The organism is Halalkalibacillus sediminis (assembly GCF_002844535.1).
Taxonomy (GTDB): Bacteria; Bacillota; Bacilli; order Bacillales; family Alkalibacillaceae; genus Halalkalibacillus_A; species Halalkalibacillus_A sediminis.
The window spans coordinates 308,701-330,355 of record NZ_PJNH01000002.1 but is presented as its reverse complement, the minus strand read 5'-3'; the positions used below and the strand labels follow the sequence as shown (position 1 = coordinate 330,355).

The 21,655-nt window shown below is 37.1% G+C and carries 13 protein-coding genes; all 13 read right to left on the bottom strand.

Annotated elements, in window-relative coordinates; translation table 11 throughout:
• Positions 1–102 precede the first annotated feature (102 nt).
• The gene (locus CEY16_RS07855) at positions 103–4,509 is read right to left on the bottom strand and encodes a coiled-coil domain-containing protein (protein WP_101331442.1); all 4,407 of its coding nucleotides are present in this window, start codon (positions 4,507–4,509) and stop codon (positions 103–105) included.
• Positions 4,509–5,225, bottom strand: coding sequence for a DUF6063 family protein (locus CEY16_RS07850; RefSeq protein WP_143484605.1), 717 nt, complete (start codon positions 5,223–5,225; stop codon positions 4,509–4,511). Before CEY16_RS07850 ends, CEY16_RS07855 begins: the two co-directional genes overlap by 1 nt.
• Positions 5,226–5,227: 2 nt before the next feature.
• On the bottom strand, positions 5,228–6,727 hold the full coding sequence (locus CEY16_RS07845; protein WP_101331440.1) for a hypothetical protein: 1,500 nt from the start codon (positions 6,725–6,727) through the stop codon (positions 5,228–5,230).
• A 13-nt stretch (positions 6,728–6,740) separates the two neighbouring features.
• Positions 6,741–7,775, bottom strand: a complete 1,035-nt coding sequence (locus CEY16_RS07840) for a Wadjet anti-phage system protein JetD domain-containing protein (RefSeq protein WP_101331439.1) — start codon at positions 7,773–7,775, stop codon at positions 6,741–6,743.
• Between the two features lie 133 nt (positions 7,776–7,908).
• Positions 7,909–8,355, bottom strand: a complete 447-nt coding sequence (locus tag CEY16_RS07835; RefSeq protein WP_101331438.1) for a GIY-YIG nuclease family protein — start codon at positions 8,353–8,355, stop codon at positions 7,909–7,911.
• Position 8,356: 1 nt separating this feature from the next.
• Positions 8,357–9,139, bottom strand: coding sequence for a hypothetical protein (locus CEY16_RS07830; RefSeq protein ID WP_143484604.1), 783 nt, complete (start codon positions 9,137–9,139; stop codon positions 8,357–8,359).
• Between the two features lie 349 nt (positions 9,140–9,488).
• Positions 9,489–11,165, bottom strand: a complete 1,677-nt coding sequence (locus CEY16_RS07825) for a glycoside hydrolase family 13 protein (RefSeq protein ID WP_101331436.1) — start codon at positions 11,163–11,165, stop codon at positions 9,489–9,491.
• Complete coding sequence (locus tag CEY16_RS07820) at positions 11,165–13,450, bottom strand: glycoside hydrolase family 31 protein (RefSeq protein WP_101331435.1); 2,286 nt, start codon at positions 13,448–13,450, stop codon at positions 11,165–11,167. The genes CEY16_RS07825 and CEY16_RS07820 overlap by 1 nt, the downstream gene beginning before the upstream one ends.
• Positions 13,451–13,458: 8 nt before the next feature.
• Complete coding sequence (locus CEY16_RS07815; RefSeq protein WP_101331434.1) at positions 13,459–16,800, bottom strand: glycoside hydrolase family 31 protein; 3,342 nt, start codon at positions 16,798–16,800, stop codon at positions 13,459–13,461.
• Positions 16,801–16,867: 67 nt separating this feature from the next.
• Positions 16,868–18,124: an ABC transporter substrate-binding protein gene (locus CEY16_RS07810; protein WP_101331776.1), complete on the bottom strand. Its 1,257-nt coding sequence runs from the start codon at positions 18,122–18,124 to the stop codon at positions 16,868–16,870.
• Between the two features lie 32 nt (positions 18,125–18,156).
• Entirely contained in the window at positions 18,157–18,999 is an 843-nt protein-coding gene (locus tag CEY16_RS07805) for a carbohydrate ABC transporter permease (protein ID WP_101331433.1), read from the bottom strand.
• Positions 18,999–19,874: a carbohydrate ABC transporter permease gene (locus CEY16_RS07800; protein WP_101331432.1), complete on the bottom strand. Its 876-nt coding sequence runs from the start codon at positions 19,872–19,874 to the stop codon at positions 18,999–19,001. Before CEY16_RS07800 ends, CEY16_RS07805 begins: the two co-directional genes overlap by 1 nt.
• 21 nt (positions 19,875–19,895) lie before the next feature.
• Complete coding sequence (locus CEY16_RS07795) at positions 19,896–21,113, bottom strand: ROK family protein (protein WP_101331431.1); 1,218 nt, start codon at positions 21,111–21,113, stop codon at positions 19,896–19,898.
• Positions 21,114–21,655: the final 542 nt, after the last annotated feature.

Here is a 21,655-nt window from a genome sequence, read left to right as displayed (position 1 = left end):
TATATTGAAAGGAAGCTTTTGAGCTCTCGGAGATAGAATTCCCAGGCTAATAAAAACTTAAAAACGAATACCTTAGTAACTATTTTAGGCTGCAGAATAATATCACCCATATATACGATGGCTTTCCCTAACTACTTCAGTAACAACGTCCTTACCTTTTATTCTTTCAAATTCAAGCTTGTAATAAGCTGGAAACCTTTTACTGATTTCCGTTTTGACAAGCTCAGGCGGAGTGACCATAATCAATTGAAACTTTAACTCCTTAGCAACTGAAAAAATTGGATCTAAAACGTGCTCAGATGCAGCTTGTCCGAACGGATTATCGTTGATCAATGGGGTCCAAAACTCTTCCGTCTCATGTTTCATCGATAACAGCATCATCATAATTATTGTGCGTGCAGCAAGTTTTTGACCACCACTCCCATCCGATTTGGTTTCGGATCCTTTGTTGATAGTTTTCCAAGTTGAATAATATTCCTTTTTGGGACGTCCATAAGAAAAAGCATTATTGGTTTGCATATTATAGACATTCAATACTGGATATCGTCGTCTTAAAGCGATATAGAATAACTTTTCATCACCGACTTCATTTTTTATATCCTTCTTCAATTCAAGATTCATCTCATTTATCTCGTGATAGCGATTCAGAATTTGCTCAATGGTGGTTACAAAATAATCTTTCAAGTATCCTTCTACTTCTTCTTGATTTTGAGGTAAGATATCTTCCTTTAAATGAACGAGTGGGAATAAGCCCAATTCATTTCGAACTTTCATTTTAGCAAGCATTTTGCGAATATTTTCGCTAATACTCATTACCTTCATTGCAGCTCTGGAAGCCCATATGTCTTTAGCATCTTCTCCCTTCTTCTTATCTTTTTGTAGCTGTAATAAACTTTCTTGTGAAAATCGAACCATATCCTCTACAGTTGATTTAACATGTTGTAAATTGTTTAAATCTAAACGTTGTAGTGAATTCATCACACTATTTTTGAACATAGAATCCCAGTTTGTTGGTTCTATTTCGAGATGAACCCAGTGTTGTTTTCTAGATACGTCTTTTTTCATATCATTCAATTTCTTTCTGAATATATGATGGTTATTTATCCAGTTAGTGGTTGTTTTCTCGGCATTCTGCTGAATTTGTAAAGTATGACTTCGTTCAAAAGAGCCGTGATCACCTTCTTTAATTCCTTGGTCTATCAATCTATTCTTCTCTCTTTCATATATTGTCACCAAATTATCCAAACGCTCAATTTCAGCTGTTGCTTCACCAATTTCATTCTCCAAAGTTCGTAGTGATTTGTTCAAATCCTTTTCTAGGACTTGTAACTCTCCTTTAACAGGTTCTGGCTCTCTACCAAACTTTGCTCTAACTTGCTCGCTGATTTCCGTTAGTTCTTCTTGAGTTTTTTCTTTTCTTGTTTGAGATGCTGATATCTGACCGTATAATTCCCTGTCTTTCTCAGCTAATTTTTTTAACCGATCATTAGCCCTCTCTTTTTGGTTCCTTAATTCCAGTTCCGAATAGGTAGTTACCTCAAGTCGCTTCCAATCCTTAAATTCATGATTTAATTCCTTTTCACTATCATTGATCTGGTTACCTAACATAGTAATTTTACCGCGAATTTCCATCAAACGAGCATCTTCACTATTTTGTTGGTTAAGCAATTCATGGTATTGTTCCCCTAATCCATTTAAACCATGTAAAAAAGTTATTGAATGGTCTAATGTTCTTTCTGTCACTTCCAGTGGTTCTGGATATTTGAATTCACTAGAAAGTATCTTTAATCGCTCTAAATCACTTTGAACCATTGCTTTCCAGCTGTGATACTCTCCGGACCAGCTTTTACTTTCTTCACGAATTTGTTTAGTCGTATGCTTATGTTCTAATATTGAGTCTTCTAATCGTTCTATTTCTTCAATTAATCTCTTCAATTCTTTTTTTTGTACTTCATAACCTTTCAATTTAATTAGGTAATTTCGCAGGTCATCTTGATCCTTTAAAAGTTTTTCTTCCTTCTCGGCTAGATTCTTACAGGTTTTCTCAGCTTCATAAATTTGTTGTTTACATTTATTTATTTGTTGAAGTAGATCATCATGTTTGAGTCTAAATCCCTCAATCTCTTCTTGCAATTGTTCTTCCTGCTCTATCAAATCAATTGCAAACCCAATGGACTCTCGTATCCTAATTTGTTCACCTAAATCTTCCAAGTAAGTAATCTGTTTCTCTAATTCTTCAACCAAACTAAGATTAGTCTTCAGTTCTTCATCTAACTGATTTTTCCATTCTAAAAAAATGAATTGATTTTTTATAATACTTGTCTCTTGCCCCGTCACTAAAAAGTGATTCTCTATTCCCGATTTGTTCATTTGACTTCTTACATAAACCGGAACAGGCGAATGGAACACTTCCACATTCCCATGAGTGATTTCAGAATACTCTTGCTCTACTATTAAACTATAAGGAAGCAAAGGATTAGCTTTTAATTCATGAAGCATTTGATTCTCTGGCAGGCTTTGTAGAAATTCAGTACCATATGTGACGTCCATATATGAATCCAGTTTTTCTTTTACTCTTTTTAAGTCTTTATTTGCAATCCAAAATTCGTTATTATTCAGGGATTTATCCAATTGCTTTTGCCACAAAGCTTTTTGTTCCTCATGTAACCTTTTTTGTAACCCTTCCAGTTTTACTCCCACATCTTTTTTAGCTCTATTGAACCACACTCGGCTGTTGCCTTGGAAATCCTGATGAATTACTTTCGCTAATTCCGTAGCTAATTCGGCCTCTATCCGTTCTCGGTCAATACGCTCAGAACTCACTTCTTTTATTTTTTCATCTTTAGTTTGCATCAAGCTTATAACTTCCGTTTTTTCTTGTTTCATTTCATCTAAATACTGCTCTTCTGATTCAATTAATTCAGTATAATGATTCTTTTTCGCCAACGTTTCATTTAATTCCTTATCAGTAGCTGCTAATATATATTCAGGGTCGAGCTGCAAAGAAGCTGTAAATCGATCGATCATTTCCTCTTCATATTGCTGGAATTCTGATGCATTTTGTTTTAAATTATTTTGATTAGACAATAAATCTGTTTTCTGATCTTTTAGAGTATCTAACTTTCTGGTATTTTCATCTTCCTGCTCATCAAGCTCCTCCATCTTTTGCCCAAAAGACCAATCGTTATGCTGGATTTGTGATTTTGCATCTTCTTCCCAGATTTGAATCGCTTTCTTTTCTATCTCTTGCTTTTTATCTTCAATGTCTTTTAATTGACGAGAGTTTTGAATGTTTAGCTCACTTTTCTTTAGTTCCTTCACTTCTTTTTGTAATTCCATCCATTTAAGCTTTTTGATTAAAGCACTAATTTTCTGTACTTCTTCATCTGTTATTTTGTGTTTCTGTCGGATATCTTCTTGCCACTTTTGAATTTCTTCAATTTCCTTATCAATACCTAAGTGCTCTGTTTCTTTTTTTGCGTAATCCAAATTCATCAATTCAAATCGAAACTGTGACTCCTTTTCTTGCAGTCTATTCAATTCACTTTGATAGTCCTGTAAATCTGTTGATTCTTTTTCCAACACATGCTGTAACGCATTCATTAAGTACTTTCCTTGTTGAACATGGACTTCTGAGTTATTCTCGACATTTTCACCTTTCTCCACGGCCTCTAAAAAAGGAGATATGATATCTATGAATTTTCTATGGGAAGTTTCTCTGGAGAGAAGGATTGGTAAGTTTTGAGCAATTTTAGCTTGGCTGATGAAAATTTCGACCAAATCGTCACCAGTAAAGTCTTCTTTCAATCGTTGACTGATGGCGGGAATAATCTTTTTCTGAAATAATGCATGGTCATTCTCCGCACCTTCAAAGTATTTCCCAACCCCTCCTTCCGCTCTATTGATTTGTTTCTGAATGTTCCAGTCCTCTCTTCGAATTCCATAGCTATCTAAAACATTCCGATGTTGTTTTTCATTACGATATGGTTTGATACCATAAACAGCTAGTTCAGCTTCCAGCTGAGTGGCAGATTTTCCTGATTGATTGATTAATAACTCACCACCACTCATGAAGCTACCTTTCAACTGAGTATAATCTTGGTTATAAAAAAGAAATTTCTTTTCAATTTTATAATCATTTTCGTCCTCATCTGAAGTCACATATTTTTCTGCAGAACAGGCGATGCCAGTCATTAAGTAAGATTGTTGTTCTACATCATCCAACTGCCATTCAATCAGTACATGGAACGTATAAGGCTTGAAGGTTTCACGTTCATTGTAAAAGAATTGTTGATATTTACGGTTTCCCTCTTCACCCCAAGCGGTACCAGGCATAAGCACCTGAAAAATCGTCTGAAGTAAAACACCTTTTCCGCCTCCATTAATCATGGAGATAAGGGTGTTTGCCGCTTCATATCCATCATTAAAATCAAATGTCCGATCCAAATATTTTTTCTTCATCGAATCATAATGCAAACCCGATATGCGTAACCGGTTGATACGAGGCATTAGGAATTCCTCCCCTGTTCAATCATTTCTTTAATAAGTTGATATCGTTCTTGATGATGATAAAGGTATTCAAGTCGTTCAAACAATTCCTGTCTTGCAAATATCTCAACAATCTGCTCTTTATCCGCTATATAGACCAGCCCTTCATTCTCCAACAACTTCATAGCTGATCGAATTAAACCAATTCTTGTCCGTTTATTGGGTCGATGACTTTCTCGGTCATGCGTGACTTCCATATTGGTCCATTCCTCAATAATCTCTTTAAGAGCAAGGCCTTCTTCCACACCAAAGTTTGGGTTATCATCCAATTGTCTAATCCAATGATCTACCAGCTTCTGAACTTTTGAATGCAAATAATGATACGTCAACCCCTCCCTCGAAGACTTCACCTGAACCACACTACTTCGATCGACTTCGGCTAAATAAGTCATAATAATGATGGTAATAAGATTAAAACGTTTCTTGCTCTCCATTTCGCTATATTTAGATTTCATATGGGTGAAATGTGTAGCAAATGTAGACCCCTCTGGTTTTGTCACCAAGTGGAGGCGTTTTTCTGCTTCGACAATTCTAGTATTTGATTCATCCAATAATACGAGTAGATGATCACGTACTTCAGATTCAAAAAAATAATGAAAGCACTCTTCTTCATCGTTAATCACTTTCTGTTCTAATAATCGAAAATAGAGTTCGGATGCTTTTTTCAAATTTTCCATACTCATACTTCGTCACGGCCCTTCAAAATCAATTTATATGGAGTCATCCTAGTACCATACCAAGCAAAATCTGGCTCTTCATCCGAATACTCGGCCACTATCTTTTTACCGATTAACTTCTGATAAGATTCATCCAATTTAAGTAGCTCTTGAAACAATTTCTCCCGCTCATCATTCCATACTCCACCTTCCAAGGGTTCGATCGAGAATGCTTTCCGGTCAAATAACATCCACAAATCATATGTAATCCTTTCTTCGAACCAGTTGTCCTGTTCCTCCCGTGGTAACTCTTTTAATTGGTGCAAAGAGAATTCACCAATCTCCTTGAGTTGTTCAAACACAGGATTCCAAGCTTTTGCAACAGACTTCCAATCAACAGAGGTTCTTTCAAATTCCTCTTCAAATTCTTCTTCTCCCTCTTCTGTTTCCTCTATAATATAAATATTTTTCTGTTCTCCCCAGACCCATTCCAACGGCAACATAAACTCTGTTATAGGTGAAAATAAACCATTAACAATCTCTTCGGCGACACCAAAGTCATGTATGCCTTCTTTCATTACCCAACCTTCATAAATGTTCTCTTTAAAAGAAACAACTGATTTGTCCCAAAAAAGTGCGGGATTCTTCGTTTTCAATTCCATTTCCAGGGAAATATGTTGAAAGACCAAATTCGCAAATCGATCATGTAATTTTCTTGAATGTTCAACCCTTTCTAGTAGGATTGACAGTTCATGTTTAATAGCCGGATCTTCTTGCTCCCCGCTAACTTTATGAATAAGAGAGAAAATTTGTCGGAAGTATTTCTTTTCATCTTCAAATTGGGATTCAATTTCTTCTTGATGAAATTGTCTTTGTTTAACTCCTCCTAACACTAGAATCTTAGGATCTTGTTGAATTTGTTGAATCGATCTTTTTTCCTCATCACTCAACTTTCTAACTTTAGCAATTAAATGGTTCAAGTTATCAGAAGCTTTTTGGAAGTTACCATTCCTAATCAACTGCATACTATAAAGTTGTTCAATACTAATTGAAAATTCTTCTGATATTTCGCGACTCATAAAAATTATTTCCTGAGACACATCCGTTAATTGATAGACAATATTACCACCGGATTCCAAATGGGTATGTAAAGGATCCATCTCCAAATACCGGTATATTTGTTCTGTCCATTGATTATCTATTTCATTAAATAATGGACTTCTAAATGGCTCGGACATTTTCTCATCACCACGATAAAGCAAGCCACTGGATAAACGTTGAACTACCGATTCTTCCACCTTAATCTGCATTCTCTCACATGTTTCTTTAACGATTATATGTATCGAAGCTCGATCACGTCTTTCATCCTCATTTAATTCTCTGAAAAAGACTTCCATGATTACCCGAAATAGAATTTGAGGAGCAAGTGAGGTCACCTCTCCTAAATCCATACCTCTTCCGAGCATCATTAGTGGATTAAGTCTTCCGACCCGTTCACTAAAGGATTTCCATGCTCCATCCATAATTTCTTCACCTCTACCAGCTTTCTACCGTGATTACCTCTTGGGGAATTCTTTTTCGCTTATGCCATAGTTTCATTACCGTTTCTTCGATTTTATGAGACTCGGCAAAAGACAAGAAATGATTTCTGTTGATTACATTTTCCACTTGATCTGTGTATGAATTAGCACACTCTATTTTTTTAACCATAAACACATAGAACTCTTCAGCCAAAGTGAATCTTACGTCATACGAGTTTGCTAAGCGAGAAAAAATATTAAAACCTTCTGGATCCATGTCACCACAATAATAAAAGGTATGCTCACCTTCGGGATACATATGGTACATAAAAGAAAAACTCTTATTAATTTTGTTTCCTTCTCCATATATAATCAATTGATATTCTCTATTAAGACGGTTCTCTAGCTGAAGTTGAATTGCAGTGTGATAGAAAGAGAGATTCTCTACAATTAAAATGTTTTGTATCCCTTTCAATTCAGTTCCTGGCTTTAACCAACTTACAAAAGGTTCCCCATGAGAAACAGCTTTCAAGTCTTGTAGGTTTAATCCCAATCTTGTAACCGTTCCAAGTTTGCTTTTGGTAATTGCTTTTTCGTCACCAAATAACTCTAAACTGCGCTCAGGAACTGATACGTATCGACGACTTTCCCGATTTTTCATGAATTGATAAATAGTAAGTATTCTCTTCCATTCTTCATCTGTCTGGTATTCTGGATGGTCATGGTAGAAGGCTAAGTTCAAAAGGTCTTCCACTTGTAAAAACTGAAGTTTAGACCAAGTAGGTTCCACGGTTGCTGGGAGCAACCAATAATACTTATTCAAAGAGGGGGAGCGCCCATTAGTAGATTTCTTTTGAAGAGGTGTGAGGATCGATTCTTCCTCTAATCGTTGAATTGCAATGTAGAAGGCATAATAACCTCCTTCATTCATGTAATCATTCGATTGTTCGGAAATTTCCCACTCTAGTGATGATAAATCTATCTTTTTTCGTGACTTTTTAGATCGTCTTTTTAACAATATAGTTTTCAATAGATCATATGTAGACGACAAACAAAACACCCTTTCGGTAATTTGGATTATTGTACCATAATTTATGTAATAGTGACAGATGCTTCAATACTTTGATGTGTTCTCTTATTTATTGAATTTCTCTAAATAGAGCGAACACCATAGTATTCGCTCTTCAGTATCCTTTTATTGAATCTTCAATTTCTCTTGTATAATCTTCTCTTTGAATCCACCTTAACTCCTTCTCACTTAGATCAAACCATTCCCCTTTACACCTTTTCTCGTTAAAATATTTGTGGAATAAATTTTCTGTTTTATACGGGTTTTCACTTTTTATAAGGTGGACGATTTCGTAATTGTGTGCAGAACCGGTGCTAAGCTCTTTTATCCGCTGTTCAGGATCAATTGCTTTTCCTATTTTAATACGATTCATCCCTGATTCTTTTATAAAATAAACATAACTAGTGTTCAGTCCCTTTGAATCATACCTCAGACTTATAGGAGCTAAATGGTGCCATTCTTGTATTTTAGACGTAATGGTTTTCTCTTTAACAAATGCGGTATGTGCTTTGTAAATGAAAAAAACGATGATAACCACACATGCTAAGTCAAATAAGCCCATATTATTCTTTCTCCTTTAATAGGATCTCTGGTGAATAAACGCTATTTAAAGGATAGAAACCACTTCTCTTTTTAAACGTTACCATGTTTCGGTGTTTTTCTAGTGTTCGTTTTGGACACCTCTTTTGTTTATGTTCCTTCCGTTCCACAACACAAGATAAAACGGGCTGATGATTTTCATGAGAATCAATTAATCCATTGATAAACACTCTTTCACAAGGTAAAACCGCAAATAAATCATTTATAATCTTGTTTAAGCTACTGTACACATAATATTGGTATAAATCATATCGTTTTGTTTTCGGCATATCGTGAAAACGAATTTTTCCACGTTTCGTTGTTTTTTCAATTTTACTTGGAATTATTTTTTCTATAGTATGAAGAAAAACATCACACTCTACTGTTCTCGAATCAAAAACATATAAACCATAAGCTTGTGCAATATCACCATTCTGATGGAACGAAGCATGTTTCTTTACTACTTCTCTCCATGCTCCTTCATGACCCTCCACCACAGTTTTAGCAAAAGGATAGTTCTCTTTCCATTGTTGATAAAGAAGGGTATCTCTTTTTCTTGATTTGTATTTATTTAATCTGAAATAATTATTAATGACTGAGTTGATCACTACTATTTGTGAAAAGAAATTTGATTCAAATTTCTTATCTTTCTGGATCCAAGTTTGTTCATTTGGTCCAACAGAATCCCATGGAAATGGTTCCATGATTTTGCTTTTCCAATTAATAGAAGGACACTCATCAAAATGAAATGCTTTTAATTCATCCAATATCGCTTGCTGTCTACTTGTTATTTTATATGTCATGAGCCTTCACCCATCTTAGTATTTGCAGAGACACGGATGATATGTAATTTTTATAGGGCCAGATTGAGAAACCTTCTGATATTAACCAAATAAATGGTCATCTAGAACGTGTACATATTCTTTACCTCCCAAAGATGAAAGATCAATTAAGATAATTTTACTATTTATTATTTCTAATAAAGTACTTTTAGGTCCAATCACAATTGAATTGTAGTGAGTTTAATTAGTTGCCCATATAACATTCTTTCAGAAAAATCCTGCGGTTTCCCACAGGATTTAACTTCTAAAATTTCAAAAAAAGCTCTCACTCTAACTATACTCCATATACAACACCTTCATACGGCTGTAACTTTCCGATCTCACCTTGATCTTCATTTGTGATCCATACCTCAGCATCACGTAAGCTCTCAACCAATCCTTCATCATCAATTTTCACAGTACGATCCGAAAAATTACACAACACATATAATGCCTCATCTTTACCAACTCGTTTATAAGCAAAAACATTTGGGTCATCACGTAAGACTAATTCAAACTTTCCCTCAGTAATTACCTCATGCTTTTTCCTTAAATCGATCAATGCTTGATAATGGTAAAAATTAGAGTTCTCGTCTTCTAATGCAGCTCTTGCATTAATCTCTTTAAAGCGTGGGTTCACTGCAATCCATGGCTCACCATCAGTGAAACCAGCACTCTTGGAGTCATCCCACTGCATAGGGGTTCGAGCATTATCTCGCCCTTTAGCATGAATCGCTTCCATAATACGCTCGTGAGACCACCCGATAGCCCGCTTCTCGTCATACATATTGAAGATTTCTATATCTCGATAGTCTTCTAATTGATCAAAACGAACATTCGTCATTCCTAGTTCTTCGCCTTGATAAATGTATGGTGTGCCTTGCATCATGTGCAGGCAAGTAGCCAACATTTTTGCAGATTTCTCTCTATACTGACCGTCATCACCAAACCGCGACACAATTCTTGGCTGATCATGATTATTCCAATATAAACTGTTCCATCCCACACCATACAGAGATTTTTGCCATTTCTCGAAGTTCTCTTTCAGCTCAACTAAGTCAATGTCTTTCAAATTCCATTTGTCCTCATTCACACAATCAAGGTTCATGTGCTCAAACGTGAAGATCATATTCAGTTCATCGTTTTGAGGATCGGTATATTCTTTCGCATCCTCAGGTGAAGCTCCTGGCATTTCTCCGACGGTCATGACATCATAATCAGACAATACTTCCTGATGTATTTCTTTCATGAATTCATGAATCCTAGGTCCATTAACAAAAAATGGCCCTCCATCTCCATATGTGTCATTTTCCCCTATCTGTCCGTCTGGATATCTTGTATCTTTAGAAAGAAAATTAATGACATCCATACGAAATCCATCTACACCTTTATCAAGCCAAAATTTCATCATGTCATAAATGTCTTTTCTTACATCTTCATTTTCCCAGTTCAAATCAGGCTGCTTTTTAGCAAATAAGTGAAGATAGTATTGTTCAGTTTCTTCATCAAATTCCCAAGCAGAACCGCCGAATATAGAACCCCAATTTGTGGGTGGTGACCCGTCTTCCTTTCCATCTCTCCAAATATAGTAATCTCTATATTGGTTGCCCTTGTCTTTGCGAGATTCTACAAACCACGGATGTTCATCAGAGGTATGATTGACAACTAAGTCCATGACTAGTTTCATCCCTCTAGCATGAACCTCATCTAAAAGTTGATCCAAATCTTCTAACGTACCATATTGTTCATAGATTTCTCGGTAATTTCGAATATCATATCCGTTATCCTCTTGGGGCGAGTCATATACTGGGGATAACCATATGACATCGATACCTAGTTTTTTTAGATAATCAAGTTTCTCTATGATCCCTTGAATATCACCCATTCCATTACCGGTGGTGTCATTAAAGCTTTTGGGATAGATTTGATAAACGATGCTTGTTTTCCACCAATCACTTCTACTTTTTGCCATTAACTCTCACCCATTTCATCGTTGTTCGTTTCAGCAATTACTATTTGGTCAAATGTAGTATCCGCCTCTAAAAGTCCTCCTTGCTTAGTAATCAACTTTTCACCTTTTTTCATGGTAAAAGTGCTTAGGCTATAATGTTCCTCACGATAATCATAGGAAATACCGTCATCTTCATATAACAATCCAGAAGCTTGCCGATTTTCATCGAAATACACATGTAGGGAAACCGATTGTTTTTCTTTCGTATTTTGCACCTGGCTACCTAGAGGCAAAATCGTACCGCCTTTTATAAAGATAGGCAATGTATCTAAATCAGCAGAAATCAGATGATGTTGTCCGCCAAGATATTGTTCATTGGTCCAAAAATCATACCAAACTCCTTGGGGAAGATAGACTGAACGGTGTGTTTGCCCTGGTCGGAGGATTGGTGCAACTAGTACTTGTGAACCTAACATAAACTCATCGCTAATTTGAAAGGTATTCTCATCCTCGGGATATTCCATGACTAACGGTCGAACCACCGGCACCCCCGTTTGCTCTGATTCATAAAACAAAGTATATAAATAAGGCATGAATTGATAGCGTATCTCAATGTACTTTTTTACTGATTGCAGGGTGCTTTCGCCGAAGACCCAAGGTTCCTGGTAAATAGAGTCTTGAACACTATGATTTCTGAAGTAAGGTAAAAACGCTCCTACCTGGGTCCATCGAATGAGAAGCTCTGGCGTGGTATCTGAGGAAAATCCACCGATATCTGCTCCTGAAAATGCGACTCCTGACATGCCTAAGTTCATTATCATCGGGATCGACATCTCTAAATGCTCCCAGTGACTTCGGTTATCTCCTGTCCAAACAGCAGAGTATCGCTGCACCCCAGCATAGCCAGCTCTTGTTAGTGAAAATGGTCGTGTATTTTCCATTTGTTCTTTCAGTCCATTGAAGGTTGCGATACTCATATAGAGCCCATAAAAATTATGGCCTTCTCTGTGAGAGATCAGTTCTCCATTCATTCGGTGCATCACATTTACATCCATCGTTTTCGTATCATTGAAAACAGATGGTTCGTTCATGTCATTCCATATCCCACGGATGCCAAGTTTCGTGTAAAAAGCATGTAAGTCGCCCCACCATCTTTGAACATTTTCATTCATAAAGTCGGGGAATGCACTCTCACCTGGCCAGACTTCCCCATGATAGATCGTTCCATCGATATAATTACAAAAATAATCGTTGGTAATACCATCTCTATATATGGGATATTCAACATCTTTCTTCACCCCAGGATCAACAATTGGAACGACATCCACTTGTTGTTCACGCAATTCTTGGATCAGTTTTTCATATTCGGGAAACTGTTCTTCATCGAACGTAAACACACGATAACCATCCATATAATGAATATCTAGAAAAACACAATCCAATGGAATCTCGTATTTCTTAAAAGAATCCACTACTTGTTTTACTTCATCCTGAGAGGTGTAACTATACCTTGACTGGTGATAGCCTAAAGACCATTTTGGAGGTAAGGGGGTATTACCTGTCAAATCAGTATAGAGTTTGACGACATCTTTTATGTCCGTTCCTAGTATGATATACGCGTTCACCTCGCCACCTTCACCCATAATGGAAACCGAGTTTTGATACGTTTGCATATCGAATTCGGTACGGTAGCTGTTGTCAAAAAATATACCCACTGGCATTTTGGGTCGATGAAGAATAGCGAATGGAATCGACTGATACAATTCAACCGTATCTTTATTATGAGGTGCATAGACATCGGTGTTCCAATTACTGATTTTCGATCCGCTTTTATCTAAAAAGCCACTCTTTTCACCCAGTCCGTACACAGGACGATCCGATTCTTTTTTTACGTTAAAAAATACATGCTTCTCCGAGGTATAACCAACACAAGTCGATGACGTTTCAAAAACGACTTCTTCGTCTCTTTTTACAACCAAATTGAATGGATTTTTATTCATAATGGCTTTTGCAAATCCATAATCAATAGAAAGAGACACTTCATCTTCGGTCAATTCTCCTTCCATAGAACCCGAATCACCTACTACTGCGACAGAGGATTCAGTCTTAGGGTCCCCAAATGGGTTGACGTGAAATCTCAAGGTTTTTTCATTGATGAAGTAAAGTAAAAATGTACCTTTAGACAGAGTTCCATTCAGTTTTTCACCATCCCATTCAAAGGATTGAATCGATCCCACCGAATGATTGACCAGCTTTGGCTCATTGACCTTCGAAGGTGATATAGCGTAACTTGTTGTTTCTAGCATGTGGTCACCTACCTTGTATTCTTGATTTGAACGTTCTTATTAGTACCGATTACTTCAAATTTAAGATGTTCAATCGAATGTTGAGCTTGAATAATGATATCTTCTTCAGTTTCTTCAACAGACAACTCTAATTGATTCCCTAAGTGATCGCTAACTTTTTGACGAAAAGCTTTTTCATAATAAATTTTACAAAGTGGTTGTTCGTATGTTGTTATATCATTTCCGACTGAAGATCCTAACTTCTCGCTTTTATCTACATTCAGTAACATCGCTTGATTACTTCTCACGTAAACAGGGATTTGGTCTACTCCCGCTTCAGCTTCAATGGTTATAGGACCTAAGAACTTCTCACCTGTCCAAAAATCAAACCATGTTCCTTCCGGCAAATATACTTTTCTTGAAACAGCTCCTTCTTCAATAACAGGAGCAATTAATAGGGAATCGCCAAATAAATATTCATCATACAGACCTTCGACATTTTTATCTTCAGGATATTCGATTAGTAGTGACCTCATCATCGGTATACCTGTAAAACTGGATTTCTCTGCTTCCTGATAAATATAAGGCAATAGATTCATTCGCAAGTTAGCAAAATATCTATATACATCGATAACCTGCTCCTGCCCTGTTCTCTTAGCAATATTCCATGGCGTTCGGTCCTGGCTGAATTCAGCCTTACTTTCTGCGTGGTATTGCATAATCGGACAAAACGCAGCCATTGATGATGATCGCATGAATAGTTCTGCACTCGGGATTTCCCCATTGAAACCTGCCAAGTCCCAGCCCCAGAAGGTAATTCCTGCAAATCCAGCATTAATTCCAGCAATCAACGATCTCTTGAATGCATCAAATGTAGAGCGCTCATCCCCAGCCCAATGCGCCGGAAAGTTTTGAGCACCAATGTAGCCCGCTCGACTAAATGTGATGCCATTGTTCTGTTGAGCGAAATCATAATACGCTTCGATATAATCATTCGGGTAAAGATTTCTCATTTCTTTACCAGTTTGACCATTACTAAACTTCAAGCCTTTGCCAAAAACGAACTCTCCACCATCCGTTTTGAAACCATCGACCCCAATGTCTATTAAATATTGACGCTTCTTAAACCACCATTCAGAAGCTTCTTCATTACTGAAATCCATCAGAAAACTTTTTGTGAACCAGTTTTCCGGAATTCTGTATGGGGTGCCGTCTTCGTTTTTCACAAGGAAGTCATTTTCAATCATGAATGCTTCGTCTTGCGCATTTAAAGGATGATATTGTTTGTTCAAGTATTTTTGGATTGGAATTTGCCAGAGTAATAGTTTTAATTTATTTTCGTGAAGGTACTCTACCATTCCTTTAGGATCTGGCCATCTACCCCACTCTGGAAAATGCATCTCTTCATATTGGTGAGCCTCACTTGGATGCTTCAAATCGTACTCTGCATCATTGAACATGTAATAAGTCGCTTCATCACTCCACTGTTCTAGCACAATCACTGTTGCAGGGATGTCGTACTCATTCGTTAACTCTACTTCATTTGTAACGATTGACTGACGATCCCAATTGTTACTGGACATCCATGGACCGAGTGCCCACGCAGGGACCATCGTAGGCTCCCCTGTGTCTTGAACATAAGACGCAATTTGCTTCTTCATTTCGCCAAAGTAGAAGTGAATATTCGTCTCTGAAACTTCTGGTGCTTGCTCAATCGTGACTGAACATCGATCATTTTCTTTTGACGCAAGGTCAAAAGAAGTATATAAATTCGTATCAATAAAACAACCGTATTGATTATTTGTCATATAGAATGGAATCGGTATGTACGTACGAGTACCTTGGTCACGGTACTGATTATATACATAACAATCGATCACATTTCCACGTTGTTCGATCGCATTGAAACGTTCACCGAAACCATAGAATTTCTCGGTTTCAGGGCTGTGCCAATTGAAGGTTAGTTCTTCTATTTCATCATTCACATTCAATTTCCACTCCAGAGCCGGTGATGATGGGTGGGTTGCGATAATCCTCTCCTCATTCTTATATAGATTGATAGAAGGACTTTCTATATCAATCATAAGTTTGTAGTTACCAGAAGATAGTTCAACTGAACCTTGATGAGGGATCTCTTCCAATTCTACATTTCTTACAATGTTGAAATCCAAACCTTCTCCTCTAAAAGAAAACGATAATCCGTTTAAATTACGATTCTGGCCAAATCCTATCATCACTTCTTCCTCTGATTGCTTGAGTAACTTAAAACTCCTTGAATGCTGATTTAATCTCGTTGTTACAAGGAATTTTTCAGATACGACTTCCTTGCCATTAACTAGTTCTGCAGAATAGTAATACTGATACTTTCCATGATCAGGAAGAGGATCAATCGTCGTTTCATAATAATGAATGTTCTCTTCTTCTACCCTCTTCATGTCTTCTTGCTTTTCCCATTTCCTCGATTCACTCGATATAAAGAGTTGAACATTTTTTATTTCCTCGTCAGACTCAACTTGGCACCTCAGATTCAGTGATTCGTCCAAAGTTGGATAATGAGGATTCCGTTCTGTCAGTTGAGAAATATATACGTTCTCGTTTCCGAGAGGATCATGAAAAATATAATCTTTCTCTCTATTTGCTAGTTCATAAAAATCGAATAATTCCATCAGCACTTTTGCTAGTTCATCGCTTTCCATTTGTATGCGAGCGATGTTTGCATAATATAAAGACCTTTCTTTATCCGATTTCTCTAAATAATAAAGAGCTAACATAGCTGTTGCTGAAGCTGAATTAGCATCAGCTTCAGCAGTGGGGTAAAGTCCCCCCGGACTATCTAATTGATCAACCATTTTTTCTACTGCTTCTACCATAACCAAATCCTCTGGAGAAAATAATCCATACGGAACCACTGCCAGAAGCTCATCCGCCGAAACTTCACGTGTGTTAGCGCCAGCTAGGACGGTTCCCCCACTTAGCAAGTGATCGAACACATAATCTCTTAATTCCGTTATCGTTTTTTGTAAATAGGATTGACCTTGTGTATTTTTAGTAGATTGAAGAGCAGCGTAGACCATAGAAATATTGGATAAATAGATATCGCCCTTACTATTTTCCCATATATTCGAATGAGGCCTCGACCATTGGTTGACTAAATAATCAATCAAAAGCCCGGTATCTACTCCTTTAACATTAGAAATTGAATCAACGTCGTGCTTTTGATAGACCCATAACCAAGTAGCAATCATATAAATCGAATCATTATTTACATTAGGTGTATATGCAATCAGGTTTTTCTCTACATTTTCTTTTTCACCTTTAAGATGGCTCACATACAAATTCATTAATTCTGTGTATTTATGATCTGGATGCATAATTAGCTCCTCTCAAATCAAAGGATATATGCGAGATAAATACACATATATCCTTCTGTTAATTATTTTATTCACTCATAATACTATCGATTTCAGATTCTAGTGTTTCTAGTACCTCTTGTGGTGTCTTATCTCCATTCAGTGCTTTTTCGAATTCTTGGTTTGTTGTGTCACTGATTCTACCCCAGTTATCTACTACAGGAGGTAATACTAGAGAGTCTAATGCATCGAATACAGCCTGACGATTTTCAGGAGGACTTTGCTCTAGGTAAGGAGCTAATATTTCCTCATCAGTAATTGCCGGTAGCTCCCATGATGCGTCCACTCGTGCCTCTGCAACTTCTTGGCTTGCACTCATGAATGAAGCGAACTTATATGCAGCTTCTTTCTTTTCTGTGTTTTCAGAAACGGCAATTCCATTCGCAAAGAAATGGTGAGCCTTTTGAGTATTTCCAGCCTCAAGCTGTACATCCCATTCAAATGATGCATCTGCAAAAGCATCAAACATCCAGATACCTGTGTGAACAATCCCTAACTGACCATTCAAGAACAAGTCTTCTGGCGATTGACCAGACATATCTGAAGGTGAAGGGGCAATGCCACGCTCTGTTACATTACCAACCATATACTCAAGGGCTTCTAAATTTTCTGGTGAATTAATCGTCGGTTCACCATTCTCATTGAAAATCTGACCACCGTTTTGAGCTGCTATTTTGAAAAATTCATTCATTGTAACAGGTGCGAATGTTCCCCAAACGTTGTTGTCAGCATCTGTAATTTGTTCAGCAGCTGCAATTTCATCTTCCCATGTCCAATCTGCACTTGGGTAATCTACTCCAGCTTCATCAAATAATTCTTTGTTGTAAAAAGTTAAGACATTCGAGAAACTTTCAACCATTCCGTATTGCTTACCATCATACTGAAACGCTTTGTATGCTTCCTCATTCAGCTGACTTGGGTCAAAATCCTCGTCCTCTTCAATAAAAGATGATAGATCAGCAAGCGAACCTCTCGATGCATACTGTACAAAGTTTTCGTAGTTCAATTCGAAAACATCTGGCGCATTATCTCCAGCAATTTGGGTCTGAAGCTTTGTGAAGTAATCATCATACGCGGCCAACTCAACATTGACCGTGATGTCTGAATTTTGCTCCTCGAAATCACTTACCATTTGATCCAGTTCTTCTTCATAGTTCGGTGAAGCTGAAAAGCTGTAATAAGTTATTTCCGTTCCTTCTTCGCCTCCACCCTCTTCGTCAGATGAACAACCATATAATGCCACTGCAGCAAGTAAACTAAGTATCAATAACCACCCTACTTTAATCGATCTCACTAAAACCACTCCATTTCTTTTATTTATTCTTTCATTCCGCTCATCGTCATTCCTTGAATGAAATACTTCTGAGCGAAAAGATAGACTGCTAATATTGGAACTATACTGATGACCACACCTGCCATCATCAAGCTCCAGTCAGTTCCCCACCTACCTTCCAGAAGGGATAAACCTAATGGTAAAGTTGCCTTGTCATTCGAATTGACCACTATCAAAGGCCATAAGAAATTATTCCAGGATTGCATAAAAGTAAATATAGCTAAAGTTGCAATCGTCGGTTTGACTGCTGGTAAACAAACATTCAAAAACACTTTGAAATGATTGGCACCATCCATAAATGCCGCCTCCTCTAGTTCTCTAGGGACACTCAACATGGCTTGTCGCATTAAGAATGTTCCAAACACCCCGAACATCGTCGGGATAATCAATGCTTGGTACGAATCCAACCAACCAAATTCCTTGATTAAGATAAATTGCGGGATCATAGTCACCTGCGTAGGAACCATCATAGTCGCTAAATACAATAGGAATAACTTATCTCTACCTTTGAAATGCATCCTAGCAAAAGCGTAAGCTGCCATTGCACTTAATATAATCTGTCCGATGGTTGTAAGAACGGCAACGAATATGGAGTTCCACAAGAACCGCATCATCGGGAACACTTCAGTCACTTCTTTATAATTTTCTGTAGTCGGATTTTCCGGTATGAACTCTGGAGGGAAAACCATGGTAGCTCCACTCGGTTTAAAGGAAGTGGACAACATCCAGAGAAACGGCACCAACATGATGAAAGCGCCTCCAATAAGAACCAAATAAAATAAGATTTTCTTAATTAGATTTCGTCTCTTCAATTGTTGTTCATTCATCAGTTAACCCCCTTGCTCTGAAACTTCATTTGAACCAGGGTCACTATGAAAATAATCAAGAACAAAATCCAACTCATCGCGGATGCATAACCCATCTCATAATAGCGGAAGGCATAGTTGTAAATGTTCTGAACGAGAACCGTCGTTGAACCACCTGGCCCTCCTTCCGTCATAATCATCACCTGATCGAAAACTTGAAAAGAATTAATCAGAGAAATAATCGTGACAAAGAATGTTGTCGGAGCAAGTAATGGAATCGTTATGCTCCATAGCTCCCTAATTTTACTCGCCCCATCAATCGATGCAGCTTCATAATAGGTAGGAGATATATTCTGCAGCCCACCTAGGAAAAGGACCATCACAAATCCAATATCTTTCCATGCACTTGTGAGAATAATCCCAATCATCGCAGTATTAGGATCGTTCAACCACTCTGGACCTGTTATTCCGATTAACGATAAAAAGTAATTGATTAAACCGAAGTTTGGGTTGTATAACCATTTCCAAACAAGTGAAACAGCAACCCAGCTTGTAATTACCGGTAAAAAGTATGTAGCTCTGAAAAAAGCTCTGAATTTCATCTTTTTGTTTAAAAGAAGAGCACATAGTAACCCAAAAATCATCACAAGTGGTATGTATCCCAAAATAAAGAAGAATGTATTCCTAAGAGCAATCCAAAACTCAGAATCTCCCATTAACCTGATATAATTATCCAGACCGGTAAAATTGATCGACCCTACTAAATCCCAGTCTGTAAAACTAACAACAAGAGAAGACGCAATAGGGATTGCGATAAATATCAGAAATCCTAATAGATTTGGTAACAAGAAAATACACAACCAAAAGATTGTATTCTTCTTAGTCATACCTACCATTTAAAGCACCCCCTGGTTGAATCAAATAATTGTCTGTTCTTTCTCATAAACTGGCTCTTGAAAAATATGATTAATCGCCAACAGTGCCCCACCAGTGAGCCAAGATTCTTTCGAAAGTTTGGAAGCTACGATTTGTGTCGGCATGTCAACTTTCGAGAAAAAGTTCTTTTGAGCAATCTCTTGTACATGGTCCATGAACAAATGACCATATTTCATTCCTTCACCAGCTATAACAATCTTTTCAGGATTGAATGTATTGATCAGGTTGCGTACGCCATACCCCAGGTAGTGGCTCATTTCACCAACCAACACTTTCGCAAGTTCATCGTCTTGTTCTGCAACTTCAGCAACTTCTGAAAAATTAAAGTTCTCTATTTTTGAATCTGGATATTTTTCAATTAACTCTCTGCCCTTGTTCTCAAAATAAAACTCCGAAGCATACATCTCCAAACAACCTCTTTGTCCACAATGGCAATCATATCCGTCTATTACGATGCTTGTATGACCAAATTCACCTGCACCACCTAATGCACCGTAGTAAATTTTCCGGTCAATCACTACTGATAAACCAATACCAGCCCCTACTGAAACCACTAGAAAATTATTACTTTTTTGCCCTTCGCCATTAGACAATTCAGCCAATGTATAGCCGTTGATATTGTTATCAACAAAAATCTGAACATCTTCAAATTTCTCTTGAAGCATATTGGTGATTGGTACATTACTCCAGCCAAGCATGGAAGAGCGGATGATGCTTCCATCGTTTTGACTAACTAAACCAGAAGATAAAATCCCTATTCCTAATAAGTTGTTGATATCTTTATCACAGCTTTCAAAAACCTTATGGATACCTTTTTCAAGAATATTTACTACTGATTCCGGTGATGAATCGTCACCAAAAGAGATTTCTTTTTCAGCAATTATCTCTGCATCCATATTTGTAAGCGCTAACAAAACTTGCTTTTCTTCAATTTTTACACTGATGATCGATCCAAAGTCTTTATTAAATTCAATCAACTTCGCTCTTCTTCCACCTGTAGAAGTGGATTCACCCACTTCATAAATTAAGCCACTGCTTTTCAAATCTTCGATTATGTACGACAACGTTGAAACACCCAATTTGTACTGTTTAGATATTTCCCCTCGACTGATAGGATGCTGATGCCGAATGATGTTCAGCACCTTGAAGCGGTTGATTTCCTTAATTAGTTTTTTACTGCCATTTCTAAGTACACGCAAACGATCACTCCTGACTCAAGAAGTTATTCAAACTTACTTCTTTCATTGAACGAATAAAGTATATGTATAATATAAATCATCTTAAATATAATTGCAACAAAATTTTGAAAACTATTTGTTAGGCTTTTCTTGTGGTGAAGTTTAAACATGCAACTTTAAAACCGAAAAAATCCTACGGGTTCCCCACAGCACTAAAGTTAAATTCTCTTCCGCTAACGTCCTGGATTTCTGCTTTGCTTAATTGATTCGCTTCTTCCCTCTCAGTAAAAATATCTTGCTTCCGTATTTCTTTTCGTTTTCTATTTCATAGTTTATGGGGTCACTTAAAGAGGCTGTTAATGCCCCTGATTTCAATCAACTATGAATCTCTTACCACACTTAATAAGACCCCAATGGCCGACAAACAGTATTCTCTGTAATTTCATTAAGATTTTCTGCATGATACCAATTGTATCTATATTACAGTTATTAGCAATTTCAATATCTCCTTTGAAAACATTATTCAATCAAAGGTAGCCTTTGTATGGTTAATCAATATTTGT

Excerpts from the sequence above, each read along its gene's own strand:
- CEY16_RS07855 (WP_101331442.1), bottom strand. The coding sequence starts at position 4,509 with ATGCCTCGTATCAACCGGTTACGCATATCGGGTTTGCATTATGATTCG.
- CEY16_RS07850 (WP_143484605.1), bottom strand. The coding sequence starts at position 5,225 with ATGGAAAATTTGAAAAAAGCATCCGAACTCTATTTTCGATTATTAGAA.
- CEY16_RS07845 (WP_101331440.1), bottom strand. The coding sequence starts at position 6,727 with ATGGATGGAGCATGGAAATCCTTTAGTGAACGGGTCGGAAGACTTAAT.
- CEY16_RS07835 (WP_101331438.1), bottom strand. The coding sequence starts at position 8,355 with ATGGGCTTATTTGACTTAGCATGTGTGGTTATCATCGTTTTTTTCATT.
- CEY16_RS07825 (WP_101331436.1), bottom strand. The coding sequence starts at position 11,165 with ATGGCAAAAAGTAGAAGTGATTGGTGGAAAACAAGCATCGTTTATCAA.
- CEY16_RS07820 (WP_101331435.1), bottom strand. The coding sequence starts at position 13,450 with ATGCTAGAAACAACAAGTTACGCTATATCACCTTCGAAGGTCAATGAG.
- CEY16_RS07815 (WP_101331434.1), bottom strand. The coding sequence starts at position 16,800 with ATGCATCCAGATCATAAATACACAGAATTAATGAATTTGTATGTGAGC.
- CEY16_RS07805 (WP_101331433.1), bottom strand. The coding sequence starts at position 18,999 with ATGAATGAACAACAATTGAAGAGACGAAATCTAATTAAGAAAATCTTA.
- CEY16_RS07800 (WP_101331432.1), bottom strand. The coding sequence starts at position 19,874 with ATGGTAGGTATGACTAAGAAGAATACAATCTTTTGGTTGTGTATTTTC.